This is a genomic window from Stenotrophomonas sp. PAMC25021, assembly GCF_004795795.1.
GTDB lineage: Bacteria > Pseudomonadota > Gammaproteobacteria > Xanthomonadales > Xanthomonadaceae > Stenotrophomonas > Stenotrophomonas muris.
The window spans coordinates 721,353-737,714 of record NZ_CP039255.1; the positions used below are offsets into that span (position 1 = coordinate 721,353).

The window sequence follows — 16,362 nt, forward strand, 5'->3', positions numbered from 1 at the left end:
TGCCTCCTTATGAGGTAGTTGGGAAAGGGGTTAGTAGGGCTTGGGAGGCAGGAACGCCGGATTGGCTACCGGCCCACGGCTTGCTGCTTTGGTGGCCGGTTGCTTGGAGAGGGTTTCGGCGTCGGGTTCTTGCTGCGCCAGGAACTGGGAAAACGCTTGAAGGGTTTTCACCACCAGGTCCTCGTTGGCCTGAAGCGCCGCGCTCTGCTCCGCTCGCAAGTCCGCCAGCGCGCTTTCTAGGGCAAGGGCATTCCGCGTTTCGGATTCGCGGACCGTGGCTCGGATGTCGCCCAACGCATCGGACGCCTCCAGCCCCTGAACCACGCCCCGGTTCTTTTCCAAGACCGCCAGGCGCAAATACTTGTTCAAGGAAACGCCTTGCTCTTTCGCGCAATACCGCGCGCTCTCCAACTCATCGGGAGCGATGCTGAAAGATTTGGTTAGAAGCGACGGACGACCCACTTAACCCCCTGCAATGAAAATCCATACCCAATGGATTAGCAGGAGTTTTTTGAAGCGCAAGGGGGCTAAGCCGGTATTCCTTTGTTTTTCTGCGCCTCCCGCACTTTTTCAGCCGAACGGTTGGCCAAGTTGTTAGCCAAGACTGAAAACAAGGCGCAGCAAGGCTTGGGCGGGTGGAAACGCGCAGCGTTTCTAGCCAAGCCGGAACCCATCGGAGGTGCGACTTGTGTATGGCCTACTCACTTCACCCTTCGGACAACCCTGAACGGTGAATGGGCAGCCAACATCTTCCCCCGCAGTCCCTCCCCAGTTTTCGCTCCCCTGCTCTTGCCCTTCCGCTTTTCCCCGGTAGAAGTTAAGGAAAGCCCCAATCCTCAACCCAACCGGAGACCCCTATGCCCCTCGCCCCCGCCACGCCCCGCCGCTCAAAAAAGTTTTCGCCAACCCCCGCAGCCTCCCTCCCCACCCAGCCAGCTCCCCACCTCCCCACCGACTCCGCACCCCCTGTATCAGAAATCGGGGACCGCCGTTTTCCTCACTCCCGCCCCCCGCCCCAGTTCGTTTTAGTCAAGCGGAGGCGAGCATGGGATCGCGTGAGTGGTTGGTTTCAGTCACGCTGCTCGGGTGTTCGGAAAGCCCTGTCTCCATCCGTTTTAGTCAACTCTGCTTGGGGGTTTGGATGGTCGAGTGCGGGGGTTCTCGCGCTCGGTTCGCATGCCCTGGAAACACTGACCCCATCCGTTTTAGTCAAGCGGGCTGACCTTGCTCTCGTTCGCTGTCCCCGGGCCTTCGATCAGCGATTGGCGGTCCAGTGCTGGGCTGGGAATGGATCGGGCAAGCAGGTCCAGGGTTTTGGATCGGCGGTTGCTGGGGTGGTTCGACAGGCTCGGCAAGGCGCTTTAGTCAAATCTTTTTCAGGCTTCTGCAACGCCCCACTGCCCCCGTTCCGCGATCCGGTTGCTGGGCCCGCGTTGAACGGCTGGGGGGTGTTCCGTGCTTGAGCTGACCCCCTTCTTGGACGCCATCGCCCGAGCCGATGCCCCGCTGGAAGGCAAGGCCAACGGGTGGCAACGCAAAGCAGGGCTGGCAGAGTTCGGCAACGCCTGCGCCTTCTGCTCCGCTCCACTGGACCTGTCCTCTCCCAAGTCCTGGACGGCTACGTCACTGGTCCCCGCGCAACTGGGTGGCCCCGCTGGCGTGGTGGAGAACTGGGTGCCTGCCTGCCGTTCCTGCGCGTCGAGGAAAGGCCTGCGCGATGTGGTGAGCTGGTCGGACTGGCAAGCGTCGGCGGACCCTGACCGGGTGGCTTTGCTGCTGGAGCGTCGGCGCTCTGCGTTGCTCTACGCGGAGAACCATTTCACCCCGTTGAGCCGTCACTCGAAGCGTGAGCGGCTGCTAGCACACCTGTCCGCCCGTTTCGACAAGCCCCGCTTCAGGGTCTATGCCTGGTCGGGTGAGGTAGATGGGGAGCGCGTGTGCTTGGTGGGCTGGAGCACCCGGTCAGGCGATGCCTTGGCACTGAGCGAGGCCCTGCTGGCGTTACGAATGAGGGACGGGGGCGAGGTGGTGGCAGAGGGCCAGGTGACCCTTCTGCGGCTTCCGGCAAACGGGTTCCTGGGGGCCGTGTGGGCGCTCATTGAGGCCCATGGGATCGTCGTGCCGCTTGAGGTGCCGGGCGGTGGCCAGGTGGACGATGACGACTGGCGGGAGTGCTGGCGCCACCGTGTGATGGACCCGGTGAGCAACCACAAGCGGATTCCGATGACCGGCGGTCCTGCCCTGCCTCATGCCCCCCGCGTGCTGTCCAGCAACCCGGATTCGGTTCGGCGGCTGGCCCAACTGCAGGCCGCCAAGCGGGCTGACAAGTTGGAGTCAGCGGAACTTTTGTATCGAGAAGCGATGGCGAGGAAGTCGAAACACCTAGGACGTGTGAAACGCGGATTGGAAGAGCCTATGCCGCTGGACGATTACCGGGCGTGGGCCGATGAGGTGCGGCAGCTGGGGGTGGCTTGGGCTCGGTTGGTGAACGAGAGCCGGGGCTAACGCTGGACGTTGACCTGGGAGGCATGCCAGGCCGCATAGGGGGTGTTCTTCACCAAGCACCGGTTCCAATCCCTCTCCCCATCTGTCCACCACACCGGGCCTCGTTCGCCCAGGCCCCTCTTCGCGCTGTCCACGGCGCACCGGGCGGCGGCGAGTGCGTCCTCGTCCCTGTTGGCCTTCGCTGCTTTGACGGCACGCCGGGCGTCCATCAGCTCGTGGACCAGGCGTTGCCTCTCCTGCTCACTGAGGCCTGGGTTGGTGGTGCGCCAGAGGCGCCCTCGGACGATGAGGTAGCGGCCGTCTGGGGTGGTGAGGGGTTCCATGGGGAGGAGCGTATGGGGTGGGCGGTGACGGGGGAGCAGACAAGAGAAGGACGGCCATTGATCCGCCCTTACTTTCAAGACACCTCTTCCTCTTCCACCTTTTTCAGCACCAGGTCCGGGTTGGCGCTGATGTAGCACTGGCCGTTTTCATCATCGATGGCGGCCCCCACCAAGCCCAACTTGTGCGCCACCAGGGCCCGAACGCTTTGCAGGCCCCAGCCGTCGATCTGCTCATCCCAGGGGTCGCAACAGTCGTTATCGTCACCGCCGATGCTCTCATCGCAATCGTCGAACTCAATGGCGCGGCAAAAAACAAACTCAACGGTTTCATCGTCCAGGTCATAGCCCATCTCTGCCATGGCTTCCTTGCAGGCTTGCTCGGCCATGGTGAGGGTCAACTGGAGCTGTTCGCCATTCCTGCCCACCGCCCGGGTTCCTTCTTCCACGGCCAGCTTCATGTTCCACACCAAGTTGGCGGTGAGAAAATCGCAGTCGTCTGGGAGGCTGATCTGGTAACTGTGGGGCCCGAAATGCTGCTCTTCGCCATCCGAAAAGCAGAGGCCACGGATTTCAGAGGTTTGCCCGTCAAAGGGATTTAGGGGCTGGTCGGCCAGGTTGGCATCACGGGAGCAGTGGTAAAAATGACGCATGAGCATGGCGGTTATCTTTTCTTTTTTTCAGGTCGGCGTTATGCCCCCCTACAAATCCAGGTTACAACAGGGCCGAAAAATGTAAACCAGAAAACAACACATTAATTTGACTAAAGATAAAATATGACGGGCAAAAAGCAGATTTGAACAACCTTTGCAACGGCTCACACTTCTACGCTTCAGCGGATCCAAGGCCTGGCGGAAGCCACGGCCCATCCCCGCCTTTTCTTCCAAAACTCGGCGGCAGCGCCGTCGGCTTTGGCCGCTTTTGCTCTTGAAACAACGCGGCCCCGGGCCGCGTCTGAAAAGCCCCCTCCGGGGAGATTAGGACATAGGCCGGGGCTTCCGCCCCAGCCACCGCCCAACTCTCCCACGCCCCAGTAGCCCAACAACTCAGCAAAGGGGCAGGCGCCCCTTTTTCAGCAGCATTGCCAAACCCTAGGCATAAAAAAGGCGACCCTTGAGCCGCCGTTTTTCCTTTCCATTTCTTCACCGGCTCTGCTCCAGGCACCGGTCCACCAGTTGCCGCATCGCCTCGCCCAGCGAGATCCCCGCCGTTCGTGCGTCCTGGATCAGGCCCTTGGCCACCTCTTCAGACACCTTCGGGTCCGGCAAAATCGCGCCGTAACGCTTCCCATCCGGCCCATGCTTGGCACGGACTCGGGGCCCGAACGGCTGCCGGATGTCGGCATGGGTGGCCACCAGGGCAGCAAGGGCGGCGGTGGGAGTAAGCCCCTTCTGGCGAGCTAGAGCCCGGAACTGAGCGACCTTGTCCGGGGCAATGCGAACCGTGGGCAACCGGCGCGGGGCCGGCTGCTTGGGTTGGATGGCGTAGGGGTTAAGCAACTTCCTCGTCCTCGTCCTCATACTCGCGCTCCTGTCCGTAGGCCCAGACAAAACGGGTTTCATCTACGATGCGCATGTTGCGCCAGCCCAGGTTCTGCTCCAGATCTTCCATGCCGGCTTCGGCTTCGGCGAGCGTCGAGTATTCCGCGTTGTCGATGGGCACCCAGTTGGTGCTCCAGCTGTTGGTTGAGTAGTTGGCTTGAATGGTGAAAGTGTTGTTTTGCATGGCGGTTACCTTTTTGGCTTTCAGGTCAGCGGCATTGCTTCCCTATGAATCCAGGTTACGACAGGGCTTAAAAATGTAAACCCGAAAACAACACATTTATTTGACTAAAGTGCAGAACTGACGGCAACCGCAGAAAACACAAAAACCCTGAAACGCCTCACACTTCCAGCCAAGCGCCGGGCCCGGCGGAAGCCGAGGCCCCACCCGCCTTTCCCCAACACGCTTTTGCCGTTGCTCTTTCGACCCGCCGCCAGCCATAAAAAAGGCGGCCCATGGCCGCCTCTCTCTCGTCAGGCCGCATCGGCCCTACCTCTTCTTCCGAGCCCGCCCCACAATCGCCTTCCGGACCTGTTTCCGCACCGGATCCAGGTCGTCGGTTGCCGTGGTGACCACCAAGCGCCTCTTCGACTTCTTGAGCTCTTGGCAGGCCCAGGACGCCAGCGCGATGAGCGCAGTGGTGAGAATCGGCTGCTCTTCCCCGGTGACGTCCTGAATCTGCTCACGCAGCTTGGGCGGCACGGTGACCATCGTTCGCTCCACACGCGCCCCGTTCTCGTCGCGGTAGTCAAACATGGTGGAGTCGCGTCCCACCTCCAGATGAACCCTCTGGCCGTCCCGCAAGTAGGGCCGCTCTTCTTGGAAATCGAAGTAGGTCTTTCGTCCTGGCGCATCCCCTGCAGCCACCATCAGCTCTGCCAGCTGCTGTTCGGAAAACTGGTCCAGATCAATGAGCGGCGCATACGTGCGTTCCGGCTTGGCGTGGACCACTTTCGCGGCGGTGGACAGGTCTTTGCGGGCTTTGGCAACGGCGTTCTTGGCGGGGGTCTTCTTGGCAGCCATGAGGTCCGGCAGGGGCAGCATTGGGATGTCCATCATGCATTCCCCCGGCCCGGGTTGGCCAATCTTTTTTGGATAGCCTGACCTACCCGCAATATATCTTCTCGGGCGTTAGCCACGCCCGCGCCGCGCATGGAAAAGACGGTCTCCCCCAGCTCATAGAAGCTTCCCAGCGCAGCGCGCTCGGGGATGACGATGGCCCCGGCCAGCTCCGGGTCTTCCAGCCGCCGGCGGTGTTCAGCCCGCTTGATGTTGACCCGGTTGGCCACCGGTAGGAAGGCCTTGCCCTGCTTCCGGAGGGTCTCGATGGTATGCAGGTAGACGACGTAACTCCCGCCGTCGAGCAGAGTGGGAACGATGTAGAGGTCGCCATCCGGAAGCTGATCTTTCACTGGGGCGCTGGGCGGCAGGTCTTGGATTTCCAAGTCGAACCCGGGGGAGGCCGAACGGCCCACGGTGAATGGGGTTTCGTCGGAAAGCGCGGCCCAGGCAACAGAACAGCAGTGCGGATCTCGGTCGTTCACCAAAACTCGGTGTTGGGAGGCGAAGAGCGCAGCAAGATTGAGCGAAAGCGTCGTTTTGCCAACGCCCCCTTTGAAACAACAGACGACGAGACGCATGATAGAGATCCTTTTATGGGTAGGTCATGCAACACACTAGGCTGCAAACCTAATCCCGCAAGGGCCTCTGCATCCAGAGGGTTTTCGCCGTGCAGACGTCCGGGATTCAGCGACCCAGGCCGCGGCGGGAGCCGTGGCCCTCCCCGCCCCTTCTCCCACGACGCCTTTCGGCGGCGAGTAGCCGCCGGCACGTGCTTCAAACCTTTTCAGCGACCGGTTGCTGAGTCTTGATGAACGCTGGGTGGTAGCGGTGAAGGTGGGTGTTCATCAAATCCGCGGTATGGCGTGCGAACCATGCCTGCATGGCCGGGCAAAGAACGCCCCCGCAGACCTCCGCCAGCGTTCGGCCTTCGTCCACCCGGCGCCGCTCCAGCTTCCCGGTGTGCCCCCGTCGCACCACGAACCGCTCCCCGATCTGAACCAGCGGATTGGCCCCGGCGTCCATAAGCGCCTCAATCATTGCCGCATAACGCGTCGCCAGGACCGGGTCCGACTGGATGGCCTTGGAATACATGAGGGAGGCGACGGCCAACGCAGTGATGCCAGGATCGCCGGCCACGCCAGCGTCGAGGTCGGACGTTCCCTTGAGTGTGTGTAGCCACCCATAGAACGCCAGCGGGTCGTTGGTTTGGATGGCTCGGATGAGGCTTTCGGTCCCGGCACTCATTGCCCACCTCCCAGAACCCCGATGAGCACCAAGGCCACCAGCACGTAGAACGGCACCAGCACGATGCTCCACCACGCCTTCGAAACCTCTTGCAGAACGCTTCCTTGGCGATGCTCCGCCGGCAGTTGATAGAAGCGCACCAGGGCGCGCCCGGCGGAGATGGGGTTGGCGACCAGGTCCCGGTAGAACACCGCGGTGCCCAGGAGACCGACAAACAGCAGGGCCATGTTCAAGAGGCTCATACGAAGCGCTCCTCTTCCTTCTTCCAACGCCGCTCATGGCGGGCGCGGGTGGCCAAGCGCTGGATCCTGCGGTGCTTGTCGGCCAGCTGATTGAGGCCATTGGTGCGGTCCAGGAACCGCGCGGCGGTGTGGAGTTGGAAATGCGCCAGGTCGGTGCTGGCGGGCTCGACGGGATGAATCTTCATGTCTTCACTCTCTTTTATGGGTAGGTCGGCTTACCCATTAAACCGCTCCTACACCACGATCCAACCACATCGCCAACCGATGTCAACCCATTGATTCAAAACATTTTTGACTAAAATAAGGAACTGCTCTCAGGGCTTGTCAAAATGCATTTGTGTCGCATGCTCAAATGCATGACACTGCATGCTCGCCCTCCCCGTTGTTTGCCCGCCCCTGGCTTTGGCCTGGTCGAGTTGCTGCTCGCATTGGGGGTTGCCACGGCAATGGGGGCCGCCGCGTTTTTGGTCTACCCCCGCGTCACCACCCGGGTGAACGTGGCATCGGACGTCGAGAACGTTCGGGACCTGGCCAACCGCGTTGATCGGTCCCATGGCGTCGTTGGCTCGTTCCGCGGCGTCAGCACGTTGAACGTGCTTGAAGATGGGCTGGCCCCCGCCGACTTCCGCCAAGCCAGCGCAGCGACCATGAGCAACGCGTGGGGTGGTGCAGTGACTGTGTCCCCGGCCACGGTGCGCTTGGCGGGGGATGCCTTTTCCGTGGGGCTGTCCGGGCTTCCTGCGCGGGCCTGCGTGCCGTTCGTCTCCGCCCTTGCGGGCGACGCGAACGTGCGGGACGTGATCGTGGGCAACACCAGTGTTTTGTTGGGCAACGGCGGAACCCTGGACGTCCCCGGGCTGGGATTGGCGTGCGGGGCCGATGGGGCCGTGGTCGACGTCGTCTATTACTCAGGCCTGGTCGCCGGGTCGTCGGTGGCCGTGGTGCCCACGCTTCCCACTCCCTCCACGCCCGCGTTCCCGGCCCCTTCAACGCCAACCCCGGCTGGCCCCGTATCCACCGCTCCCAGCGTGCCCGATGCAGTGCCGGGCGTTCCTGGGAGCGTGTCGCCAAGCCCTGGGGTTGCTCCTTCCCCGGCTCTTCCACCGCTTCCTGTTGCGCCCAGCGTTCCGGTGCCTCAGCCGCTCCCAACGCCGGTCCCCACCCCGGCTCCGCCGGCCTTGGTGCCGTGCCGGCAATCGGAAAGCTCGGTGGCTCGGGCCAGCTGCCCGGCGGGCACTTGGGGCACGGAGACGGTGCGCACGCGCCAGGTCTGCGCTCCCGGCGACGTGGATCCAAACTCAGACGCCGCGTGGGAGCATCCCGAGGCGTGGGTTCAAGCCCAGACGGTGGCGGCCGTGACGGCGAGGCATTGCCAGGCCTGCCCTGGAAGCTCCCAGGAGGAACGCGATCAATGGCTGCCCACTTCTCAACCCTGCCCGTCGGGCCAAGCTGGGACGCACACCTGGGAGCGCCAGCAGGTGCGGTCTCGAGACGTGTTCACCCATTGCCCGTTTGGCACCACCGCCCTGCCCAGCCCGACTTACGGGGGCTGGTCCAACTGGGTGGATACAGGTGCGCGTCGCAACGAGGTCAACACATGCAAGCCCACGGCTGCTCGCTGCAGCGATGGCAGCTTGCAGGTTGTGGCGTGGCACTCCGCCGATGGGCAGGACGTTCCGCCCACCTCGGGTTCGAGTGGCATTTCTTACTGGTATCCGGATGCGGTGGTGCGCCTGACGCCAGCGGAGAAAGCAAAGCTGGACTGGGCCATCGCCAACGTGCCCATCCACCGGGTGGAGACGCCCGCACCGATGCCCGGCAACTGGCCCGCCAACGTGAGCGAGTCGGCGTTCTACGAAGAGCAATGCAACGCGCTTTCGGACGCCGGGAACATCCGCTACGCCTATTCCTACGACTTCGAATGCGTCTCCAACATGGGCATGCATTACTGCGACTACAACTGGACCAGCGGCGGCACCTCTTTGGCCGTGTGCCGGCAAGCGTGCGCGTCCGACCTAGTGGGCAAGAGCAACAATCCCTATCGCTGGGAGTGGCCCGAGTCGTCCGTGGTGGCTTCGACGCCCTACACGACCTGCACGGGCCAGCCCGGATGCACGCCCAACGGTGGGTTTGGCACCCAGCAAGGCCTGCCGGCGTGCAACGAGCACAACGTGGGCCAGACCTTGGCGTTCAACTGGTATCGCCAGTTCTACAACCCGGTGCGGGTGGACTATCAAGAGATTACGTTGACGTGCCGGGGGCCAACCTGACATCGAGCTAGAGCCCGAGAACAGGTGATTTGCCCTTAGAAGGGATTCACCACTGGTTTCTCGGGCTTGGCAATACCAATCGTCAAACTCTTAACCTTGATCGCACCAATCGCATAGCGCAGGTTGGAAGGACACATGTCCATCACCACATCCGACAGCGAAGCTGTGACCGCTTCTGCATTTGGGCGATCCTGCTTCCACTCGTAGCGAATCGCTCCCGAAGAAACCTTGAAGTTCTGCCCGCCCTTGTAGACGCACTGCTCTTCTTTCATGGAGTTGTCCACCTTGGGCTCACCATACTTGCTGGTGATCAACGACTTGACGCTATCCACGATCCGATTGGAATCACCCAGATCAATATTTATCGATTGCAACTGCCCTGCGACGAACGTAAGAACCGCCTCTTGAGGCTGGTCACTCAAAGGACTGACGATCTTCGTATTAAACTTATCCTCGCCCGACACTGGACTTGAATGTTTGTATTCGTAAGGCTCCAGAGGAGCGGCAAGGTAAACCCCGTCAGTGGGCGAAAGGCCCTCAACGGCGCTGCGCGACACTCCAACCTCAAGCTTTCCAATACCTATAGGCCCCTTGGCAAAACATGCAATAGGCACTAGAGCCAATGCTGAGACTACGATTCGGATAACCTTCATGACTCCCCCTGATTGAGTTTCCGCACGCTTACCTAAGCGCGTTGCAAATGACATTAGGCGGCACCAGCTGGTCTTCCTGACCCAATGAACGGCGCGGTCGTAAGTCCGGCGTGGTGCTGCTTAGGTAGGCGAATATATCATTCAGACTAGGCGGCCAGTTGCAGAGAGCATCATCTGGGGAGGGCCGTTCTATCCCACGCCCGCTTGACCCACCCGAACACTACGGCCAGCACGCCGATCAACAGCACGCCCCAGAGCCAAACCAAGTAAAACGCTGCGGTAGCGATCTCCCCAAACTGGGGATGCTCCGCATACTTGAACCCCAGAACGGCGGCCGCCACCACCGTCACCACGCCCAATCCGCCCCCGAGCAGCGCCCCTTTCAGGAAGCCGTGCTTCCGAAAATACGGCATCCGCCCCGTGCGGACGTGCCAGTCCCAGAGCTGCTGAGCCCGGATGTGGAGCGCCAGGCAAAACGCCAAGAACGCGAAGACGAGCGCACCGGGCACACAACAGACCAGGCCAATGAAGAAGTCGCGCTTCATCACCTCCAGGCCGGCCGCCAGCCCAACCAGGCCCAACGGGCCCAAGATGACGCTAGGGAGGATCAGCGCGGATGGGCCCGGCGGCGCATACACAACTTGCTGCGGCGGATAGCGGTTCATATGGTCCTCCCCTGTTGGATGGCTGCACGCTTGATCGGGACCGGCGTGCAGTCAAGCGGCGGACTGCGGCCCGTTTAGCCCGCAGACGTCCCTTCGTCGGTCACTTCGACCACTTGCCAGCCCTCGCCCTGCGGGCGGAACAGTGCACGCAGCTTCGGCTTGAGGGTGCTTGGCTCGGGCTTGGTGGGCTGGCCACCGATGGACCCCTGCGCTTTTACCGACCCGCCCACCATGCATTCTTGATCCCCATTGGGCTTCTTCTCGCAGTCGAGATCCAAGCCGCCCGCGTCGGTGACTTCAAACCGCCAAGAGCGCTGGAGGGTTGCCTGCCTCCCCTGCTCGGTGAAAAAGCCTTCCACGACCTTCACCCCGTCCTCCTTTGAGGGGCCCTTGTCACCAGAGCAGGCGGTCAGGGTCAAAAGTGCCGCTGCTGCGGCCACGATCAGTGCGTGCTTCATGTCATGCGTCCTTGTCTTTGGAGGGGGTGATGCCGATGTTCTGGGTCTTGTAGCCGATCTCCAGCCGGTCGATTTGGAGAACGATGTCGGGCAGGCCGTTGGGCTTCAACCTGCCCTCCACGACCTTGAAAAAGATTCGGTCTCCCGCGGCGTCGCGCCCCACCCGTCGCAGCTCGGCCGCGTCTTCCGGCTTCAATCGCAGCGCGGCGTGGTAGCGCCCGCCATGCTCGACCCCGACCACCGCACTGCCCTTGCCCAACGGCGAAGGGCCGATAACGGCCGTCGGAAGAAAGTCAGGCGAGCGGGGATACCAGTCGTGGTTCATGACCAGCACGTAGGCGTGGAGAATGTTGGTCTTGGGGTCGATCTCCACGTCGATGTAGGGCCGCAGGTAGAACGCATCGGTAGAGGCGATCTGCCGCGCCTTGGCCTCAAACGCAGAGGCCGGATCGCCTTGCAGGCCTACGCGTTTGAACTGGTGCCCCCATGAGCCAATGCAGTGGGTTCGCATCGCCGGTGCCAGGGCAGCGCCGGCCTTGGCCTGGGCAAAGAGGTTGTCTTCGCACATGCCGAAACCGGCCGACGCGGTGGCCGCCAAGCCCCACCGGATCCGGGTGTAGCCGTCGAGCACTGGAGGGTCGCCGTCGTCCCAGTAAGTGCCTGCCGGCTCCAGGTAACGCTTGGTCGCCGGGGCCGAGGCGGCGTCCTTGCCCGCCTGCATCAACCCCTTGCCAATCCTTCCCAAAATGCCGTCCTGGGCGGTGGCCGTCCCGCTGGCCAACGCCAGGCACACGGCCACGGCTGCAATCGCTTGCTTCATGCATCCCCCTGATCCCGGCCACCATGGCCTTATTTGCCATTTTGGCAAATGCGGTGCAGCATGGGAAGCGGCAGACTTGGGGATTGTTCCCGGTTCGTGATCGCCCATGCCTGCCCCTCTCGCCCCAGCTCACACGTTTGGCCGCCGCTTGCGCGAGGCCCGGCTGGCCAAGGGCCTGACGCAAGCACAGTTGGGGGCCGTGCTTGGGTTGGACGAGGAAAACTCCGCCGCTCCCAGGGTTTCTCGTTACGAGAGAGGAGATCGCGTGCCGGATCCTGCAACGATGGAAAAGCTGGCCCAAGCACTTGGCATGCCGGTCGCCTATTTCCATGCCACAAATGATCTAGTGGCAGAGACGTTGCTGGTGATGTCGCGGCTTGAACCCGAACAGCAGCGAGAGCTGCTGACGAAGGTGAGGGATTACGCCCAGAGCCGTGGCGTGGCCATCCTCCCGAGTAGCGACAACGATCTCAGGGAAGAGAAGACATGCTGAAACGACTTCGACGCTGGTGGCTGCAGCGGGATGCGCCAAGCCCGATGGCACCGGAGCAGTTGCAGGCGCTGATGGACATCAACCTTCTGGAAATCCAGTTGGCCGCGTTGGACGCCCTCAAGTCCTCGACGCCAGCCGCGGAAGCGGCCAGGCTGCGATCCCATGCTTGGCTCGCGTCGATGCGTGGGCAAGGCCCGGTCGGGACGCCGAACTGGAGCGAACTGCGGGCTGAAGCGCGAGCACTGAACCGTGATCTGGCAGCCGCCCTGGCTGCCGCCCAGATCGATGCCCCCTCAGAGGCCTGATCCCTACCGTTCGGGAAAACCATTTCCCCATCCCCTACGACCATCACCGACTTGCCTCCAAATGTGACCCGCGTCACTATTGCGGAAGGGGAACGGAGCCTTCCTGGCTCTGGCCATTCACAGGGGAAGTGACCGATGGCGAACAAGAATGGGGCCGCTGCGCCTACGACTCTGGAAGAGTGGTTGAATGGCCGCCCAAGCTGGCTGCGCATGGCCGCTTCCACGGTGATCCAGCACCGCCGCATGCCGAACGAAGAGGAGATGGAGGCGCTGGCGGATCACTGCCTGGCCGAGGCAGCCAAGAAGCTGGATGCTCCCCACCCGGCGTTGGCACCGGGAACCATCTTGGGGACACCCACCGCCGCTGAGCTTCGCATCGACTCGGTCTCCTCCATCTGCGGCGTCAATGCCCTTGGCGAGGACGCGGCATTGGACCTCAGCCAAGGCCAGATGACCGTGGTCTACGGACCCAACGGGGCCGGGAAATCGGGCTACGCCCGTTTGATGAAGCACGTTTGTGGCGCGCGGGCCAAGGGATCTATCCACGGCAACGTGTTCAAGCAGAATCCCGATGCTGCCTCTGCCTTGATCAAAGTCACGGCGACCCGATCCGACGGCACGACATCGTCTGCTGATCTCACTTGGCAAGCATCCGACGGTGCCCATTCGACGTTGAAAGCGGTCCCGGTCTTCGACTCAGCCACAGCGCTGGAGTTCGGAGACAGCGCCACCACCGCCACCCATCTTCCCCGGGCGATGCGGTTCGTCGGGATGCTCATCCACATCTCAGACGATCTCGCCACCCGATTGAAGGCCCGCGCCGCCAAGCTCACCAGCAAACTGCCCATCATCCCGGAAGAGCACGCGCAGAGCAGCGCTGCAACGGTCCTCCGGAAGTTGACGGCGAAACTGACCGAAGAGGATATTAACCAGCGTTGCGCCTTCCCCGCTGCACTGAACGATGAGCGTTTGGCGCTGGAGACCGCACTGGCCCAGGCGAACCCTGAAGTGGCCCACGCCAAGGCCGTCGGAGAGCTAGAACGCTTGTCGCAGATGGCCACAAGCATCTCGGCATTGAAGGAGAGCTTGAACGGCGAGAAGGCCCAAGCCCTCTTGGATGCCCGCAGCAATGCAGAGGTCAAGCGCCAGGCCGCCACCGCCTATGCCACGGCCTTCCTCAATGGGCTGCCGCTCAAAGGCGTCGGAGACGCCGTGTGGCGAACCCTTTGGGACGCTGCAAAGGCGTATTCGACAGGTCTTGCCTACCGTGACCACCCTTTCCCCCACGTTGGGGACGAATCCCGTTGTGTCCTCTGCCAGCAACCGTTGGGAGACGACGGCAAGGCCCGCTTGGCCAGCTTTGAAAGCTACCTCAACGACACCCTGCAGACAGAAGCTAAGAGCGCGGAAGACGCGCTGACGGCGCTGAAGAAAGCGTTGCCCAGTCCTCTCACCGATGTCGCCTGGCAGGCCCAGTGCGCTGCTATTGGCTTGGAAGCCCCCCAAGCCACTGAGCTGTTTGAGGCCATCCATGCGAGATTGAAAGCCATGGCCGAGGCCACGGCGGCTCCGGCAGTGCAGTGGTCGGTGTGGACCAACGCCTACGATCAGAAGGTCAAGACCACTAGCGCTGATCGCGACGCGCTGGCGGGCTTGCTGGACCCGACGGGACGGAAGGAGAAGGAAAGCCGCCTAGCAGAGCTGAAAGCACAACAGTGGCTGTCGGAGCAGCGCGATGCGGTATGGGCCGACGTGATCCGCCTCAAACGCGTGGGAACGGTGGAAGCCGCTGTCCGGTCCACCTCAACCAGCCAGTTGACGACCAAAAGCAATGACATTGGCGAGTCGGAGTTGGCCAAGGGCTATTGCGACCGCTTCAATGCCGAGTTGCGGGCGCTGGGGGGCCATTCGCTTCCTGTCCGCATGTCGTATCGATCCCAAGGCAAAGGGGCGTTCACGTTTTACGTTGAGCTGAAGGACGCGCAAGGCGCCCAGAAGAATCGTGAAATCCTGAGCGAGGGTGAGCAACGCATCGTGGCGTTGGCAGCCTTCCTGGCCGACGCGACGGGCCTTGAACGGGGCATGCCCGTGATCTTCGACGACCCCATCTCCTCCCTGGATCAGCGCTTTGAGGAGGCGGTCGCCAAACGCCTCGTAGATCTGGCCGAGCATCGCCAGGTGATCGTGTTCACACATCGATTGTCACTGATGGTCCTACTGCAGAGTGCCGCCAAGCAGCGGGCCAACCTCGATCAGCCTACGGTCAAGGTCGCGGTTGAATCGATCGCCCGCGATGGAAGCAGGACCGGCATGCCGGCGCAGATCAATACGTTCTCTCTGAAGCCACAATCCGGCTTGAACCAAATGATCAGCAGCATCGGACAGCTTAAGAAGCTTGATCCGCCACTAAAAGAACTTGCCCTGAAGGCCGCCTGCAGCAACTTCCGAATCTTGGTTGAGCGCTCTGTAGAGGACGAGCTTTGTTCTGGCGTCATCAACCGCTACCGGCGCGAGATCAACACGCTCAACAAGCTACAGCGGCTCAGTGCAATCACCCCAGCAGACTGCGCACTGATCGACGGGATGATGACGAAGTATTCGGCATTCGAGCACTCCCAACCCACCGACACCCCCAGTTGGCTTCCGGGTCCGGACGAACTGCTAAAGGACGTTCAAGACATGCTCGAATGGTGCAAGGAGTTCGGTAAGCGAGCGGAAACCGCGGCGAAACCCAAGGCGTAGCCCTGACCACCCGTTACTGCGTGCTCACGTTCATCAGAAGCGCCGCTTGCCAGCGCTTCCCACAGCAGGTGGCAGCGCTTGATGCAACTCGTGCGCGCGAAGAAACGCGTGCAGCCACTCTTCGGCGTCCTTGACGCCCGTCATTTCCCGAATCACCACCCCGGCCAAGCAATCCCCAGGGACGGCAAACAGGTCGTCGTTCAGATCGCTGCTGGACAGAGGGGTATGGAAATCGGCCCCCTCTTGGAACGCCTGAAGCAGGTGCTGCCGGGCAAGAGGATCCCGGCGTGCCGCCCATGCGAGGCGAACGAGCTCCGACGATGGCCAGGGTGCGGGGGTCATCAGAACTCGTAACCGTCTGGCACGCCCGAGGGGATGCCCTGCATGGGGCCCGAGTAGCCCACCTGCTGAACCAGGTTCTGGGCGGTTTGCGACATGCGATCCAGGCGTTCCGGGACTTGGTCCAGGGCGAACAGAACCATGCCAAAAAGGGCGATGTTGAGCAGTTTGTTGAAAAGTTTTCGCACGAGCGAGGTCCTCCGTGGTTGTCAGGGGTTCGGGTTTCAAAAAAGCTGGTGGTGTTGGGCGATGCCGAACAGGCAAAGCGCCCAAGTGGCCGCAATCGCTGCAGGAGCCAGGCAGAGCGACACGCCGATGGCAATGTCCGACAGCTTGGCCTTGGGGTCGGTCACCATCTCCCATCCCAGCTTGGCCGCTCCCATGCCCGACATGGCGTCGAACAGGAATCGCAGGAGGGCTCCAGGGGTGGAGGACCGGGCGGGCGCTTGGGTTTGGCTGCGGGTATTCATCAGAGCGCATCCAGTCGATCAGCAATGGCCAATCCGGCGACCAATCCAGCCAAGAGGCAAAAAGCAAAGAACGTCAACATGGGGTTCCCTTTGGTTAAAGAGCATCGGCGCTCTTCTCTGATCTCAAAGTAAAAGAAAACCAACTTTTCGCAATAGATTGACCCTACATTTTTATGACTAAAACACAAAACTGACGGAAAAAAGCAGAAAACACAAAAACCCTAAAACACC

Annotated in this window: 22 protein-coding genes; 5 read left to right on the plus strand and 17 right to left on the minus strand. The window is 61.9% G+C overall.

Going from position 1 to position 16,362, the window contains the following annotated elements:
- Positions 1 to 30 precede the first annotated feature (30 nt).
- Positions 31 to 369 (minus strand): hypothetical protein, encoded by a 339-nt coding sequence (locus E5790_RS03440; RefSeq protein WP_136191681.1) that lies wholly within the window; start codon positions 367 to 369, stop codon positions 31 to 33.
- 1,086 nt (positions 370 to 1,455) lie between these two features.
- Here E5790_RS03440 and E5790_RS03445 point away from each other — a divergent pair.
- Positions 1,456 to 2,505, plus strand: coding sequence for a hypothetical protein (locus E5790_RS03445; RefSeq protein ID WP_111105561.1), 1,050 nt, complete (start codon positions 1,456 to 1,458; stop codon positions 2,503 to 2,505).
- Here E5790_RS03445 and E5790_RS03450 read toward each other — a convergent pair.
- From E5790_RS03450 to E5790_RS03490, 9 genes are all read right to left on the minus strand, one after another.
- Positions 2,502 to 2,828, minus strand: a complete 327-nt coding sequence (locus E5790_RS03450) for a hypothetical protein (protein ID WP_049441882.1) — start codon at positions 2,826 to 2,828, stop codon at positions 2,502 to 2,504. The genes E5790_RS03445 and E5790_RS03450 overlap by 4 nt on opposite strands.
- 74 nt (positions 2,829 to 2,902) lie before the next feature.
- The gene (locus tag E5790_RS03455; protein WP_049441880.1) at positions 2,903 to 3,484 is read right to left on the minus strand and encodes a hypothetical protein; all 582 of its coding nucleotides are present in this window, start codon (positions 3,482 to 3,484) and stop codon (positions 2,903 to 2,905) included.
- Between the two features lie 483 nt (positions 3,485 to 3,967).
- Positions 3,968 to 4,324 (minus strand): hypothetical protein, encoded by a 357-nt coding sequence (locus E5790_RS03460; protein ID WP_136191682.1) that lies wholly within the window; start codon positions 4,322 to 4,324, stop codon positions 3,968 to 3,970.
- Entirely contained in the window at positions 4,317 to 4,550 is a 234-nt protein-coding gene (locus E5790_RS03465) for a hypothetical protein (protein WP_100442716.1), read from the minus strand. The genes E5790_RS03460 and E5790_RS03465 overlap by 8 nt, the downstream gene beginning before the upstream one ends.
- Positions 4,551 to 4,856: 306 nt before the next feature.
- Positions 4,857 to 5,411 (minus strand): hypothetical protein, encoded by a 555-nt coding sequence (locus E5790_RS03470; RefSeq protein WP_136191683.1) that lies wholly within the window; start codon positions 5,409 to 5,411, stop codon positions 4,857 to 4,859.
- 11 nt (positions 5,412 to 5,422) lie between these two features.
- Positions 5,423 to 6,007, minus strand: a complete 585-nt coding sequence (locus tag E5790_RS03475; RefSeq protein ID WP_031421740.1) for a ParA family protein — start codon at positions 6,005 to 6,007, stop codon at positions 5,423 to 5,425.
- Positions 6,008 to 6,203: 196 nt separating this feature from the next.
- Entirely contained in the window at positions 6,204 to 6,674 is a 471-nt protein-coding gene (locus E5790_RS03480; protein ID WP_100442714.1) for a hypothetical protein, read from the minus strand.
- The gene (locus E5790_RS03485; RefSeq protein WP_100442713.1) at positions 6,671 to 6,916 is read right to left on the minus strand and encodes a hypothetical protein; all 246 of its coding nucleotides are present in this window, start codon (positions 6,914 to 6,916) and stop codon (positions 6,671 to 6,673) included. Before E5790_RS03485 ends, E5790_RS03480 begins: the two co-directional genes overlap by 4 nt.
- Positions 6,913 to 7,101 (minus strand): hypothetical protein, encoded by a 189-nt coding sequence (locus E5790_RS03490; RefSeq protein ID WP_031421735.1) that lies wholly within the window; start codon positions 7,099 to 7,101, stop codon positions 6,913 to 6,915. Before E5790_RS03490 ends, E5790_RS03485 begins: the two co-directional genes overlap by 4 nt.
- A gap of 171 nt (positions 7,102 to 7,272) precedes the next feature.
- On the opposite strand from E5790_RS03490, the gene E5790_RS03495 reads away from it, so the two are divergent.
- Positions 7,273 to 9,186, plus strand: a complete 1,914-nt coding sequence (locus E5790_RS03495) for a type 4 pilus major pilin (RefSeq protein ID WP_157804559.1) — start codon at positions 7,273 to 7,275, stop codon at positions 9,184 to 9,186.
- 35 nt (positions 9,187 to 9,221) lie between these two features.
- Here the strand turns inward: E5790_RS03495 and E5790_RS03500 are convergent, their stop codons facing one another.
- The 4 genes from E5790_RS03500 to E5790_RS03515 form a co-directional block, all read right to left on the minus strand.
- Positions 9,222 to 9,893 carry a hypothetical protein gene (locus tag E5790_RS03500; RefSeq protein WP_136191684.1) on the minus strand — a complete coding sequence of 224 codons (672 nt, stop codon included), beginning with the start codon at positions 9,891 to 9,893 and terminating at the stop codon, positions 9,222 to 9,224.
- A 116-nt stretch (positions 9,894 to 10,009) separates the two neighbouring features.
- Positions 10,010 to 10,504, minus strand: coding sequence for a hypothetical protein (locus tag E5790_RS03505; RefSeq protein WP_224119381.1), 495 nt, complete (start codon positions 10,502 to 10,504; stop codon positions 10,010 to 10,012).
- 74 nt (positions 10,505 to 10,578) lie between these two features.
- Positions 10,579 to 10,962: a hypothetical protein gene (locus E5790_RS03510; protein WP_046433505.1), complete on the minus strand. Its 384-nt coding sequence runs from the start codon at positions 10,960 to 10,962 to the stop codon at positions 10,579 to 10,581.
- A 1-nt stretch (position 10,963) separates the two neighbouring features.
- On the minus strand, positions 10,964 to 11,782 hold the full coding sequence (locus E5790_RS03515) for a hypothetical protein (protein ID WP_057502458.1): 819 nt from the start codon (positions 11,780 to 11,782) through the stop codon (positions 10,964 to 10,966).
- 106 nt (positions 11,783 to 11,888) lie between these two features.
- Between E5790_RS03515 and E5790_RS03520 the strand changes: the two genes are divergently transcribed.
- The 3 genes from E5790_RS03520 to E5790_RS03530 all read left to right on the plus strand — a co-directional run bounded on the left by E5790_RS03520 (position 11,889) and on the right by E5790_RS03530 (position 15,322).
- On the plus strand, positions 11,889 to 12,275 hold the full coding sequence (locus E5790_RS03520) for a helix-turn-helix transcriptional regulator (RefSeq protein WP_024958708.1): 387 nt from the start codon (positions 11,889 to 11,891) through the stop codon (positions 12,273 to 12,275).
- Complete coding sequence (locus E5790_RS03525; RefSeq protein WP_136191685.1) at positions 12,269 to 12,580, plus strand: hypothetical protein; 312 nt, start codon at positions 12,269 to 12,271, stop codon at positions 12,578 to 12,580. The genes E5790_RS03520 and E5790_RS03525 overlap by 7 nt, the downstream gene beginning before the upstream one ends.
- A 135-nt stretch (positions 12,581 to 12,715) precedes the next feature.
- Positions 12,716 to 15,322, plus strand: a complete 2,607-nt coding sequence (locus tag E5790_RS03530; RefSeq protein WP_230548558.1) for an AAA family ATPase — start codon at positions 12,716 to 12,718, stop codon at positions 15,320 to 15,322.
- Between the two features lie 33 nt (positions 15,323 to 15,355).
- On the opposite strand, the gene E5790_RS03535 is transcribed toward E5790_RS03530, so the two are convergent.
- From E5790_RS03535 to E5790_RS03545, 3 genes are read right to left on the minus strand one after another with little or no spacing between them, the layout of a single operon-like run.
- On the minus strand, positions 15,356 to 15,664 hold the full coding sequence (locus E5790_RS03535; protein WP_024958711.1) for a hypothetical protein: 309 nt from the start codon (positions 15,662 to 15,664) through the stop codon (positions 15,356 to 15,358).
- On the minus strand, positions 15,664 to 15,849 hold the full coding sequence (locus tag E5790_RS03540; RefSeq protein ID WP_008268538.1) for a hypothetical protein: 186 nt from the start codon (positions 15,847 to 15,849) through the stop codon (positions 15,664 to 15,666). Before E5790_RS03540 ends, E5790_RS03535 begins: the two co-directional genes overlap by 1 nt.
- 36 nt (positions 15,850 to 15,885) lie before the next feature.
- Positions 15,886 to 16,131, minus strand: coding sequence for a hypothetical protein (locus E5790_RS03545; protein ID WP_024958712.1), 246 nt, complete (start codon positions 16,129 to 16,131; stop codon positions 15,886 to 15,888).
- Positions 16,132 to 16,362: the final 231 nt, after the last annotated feature.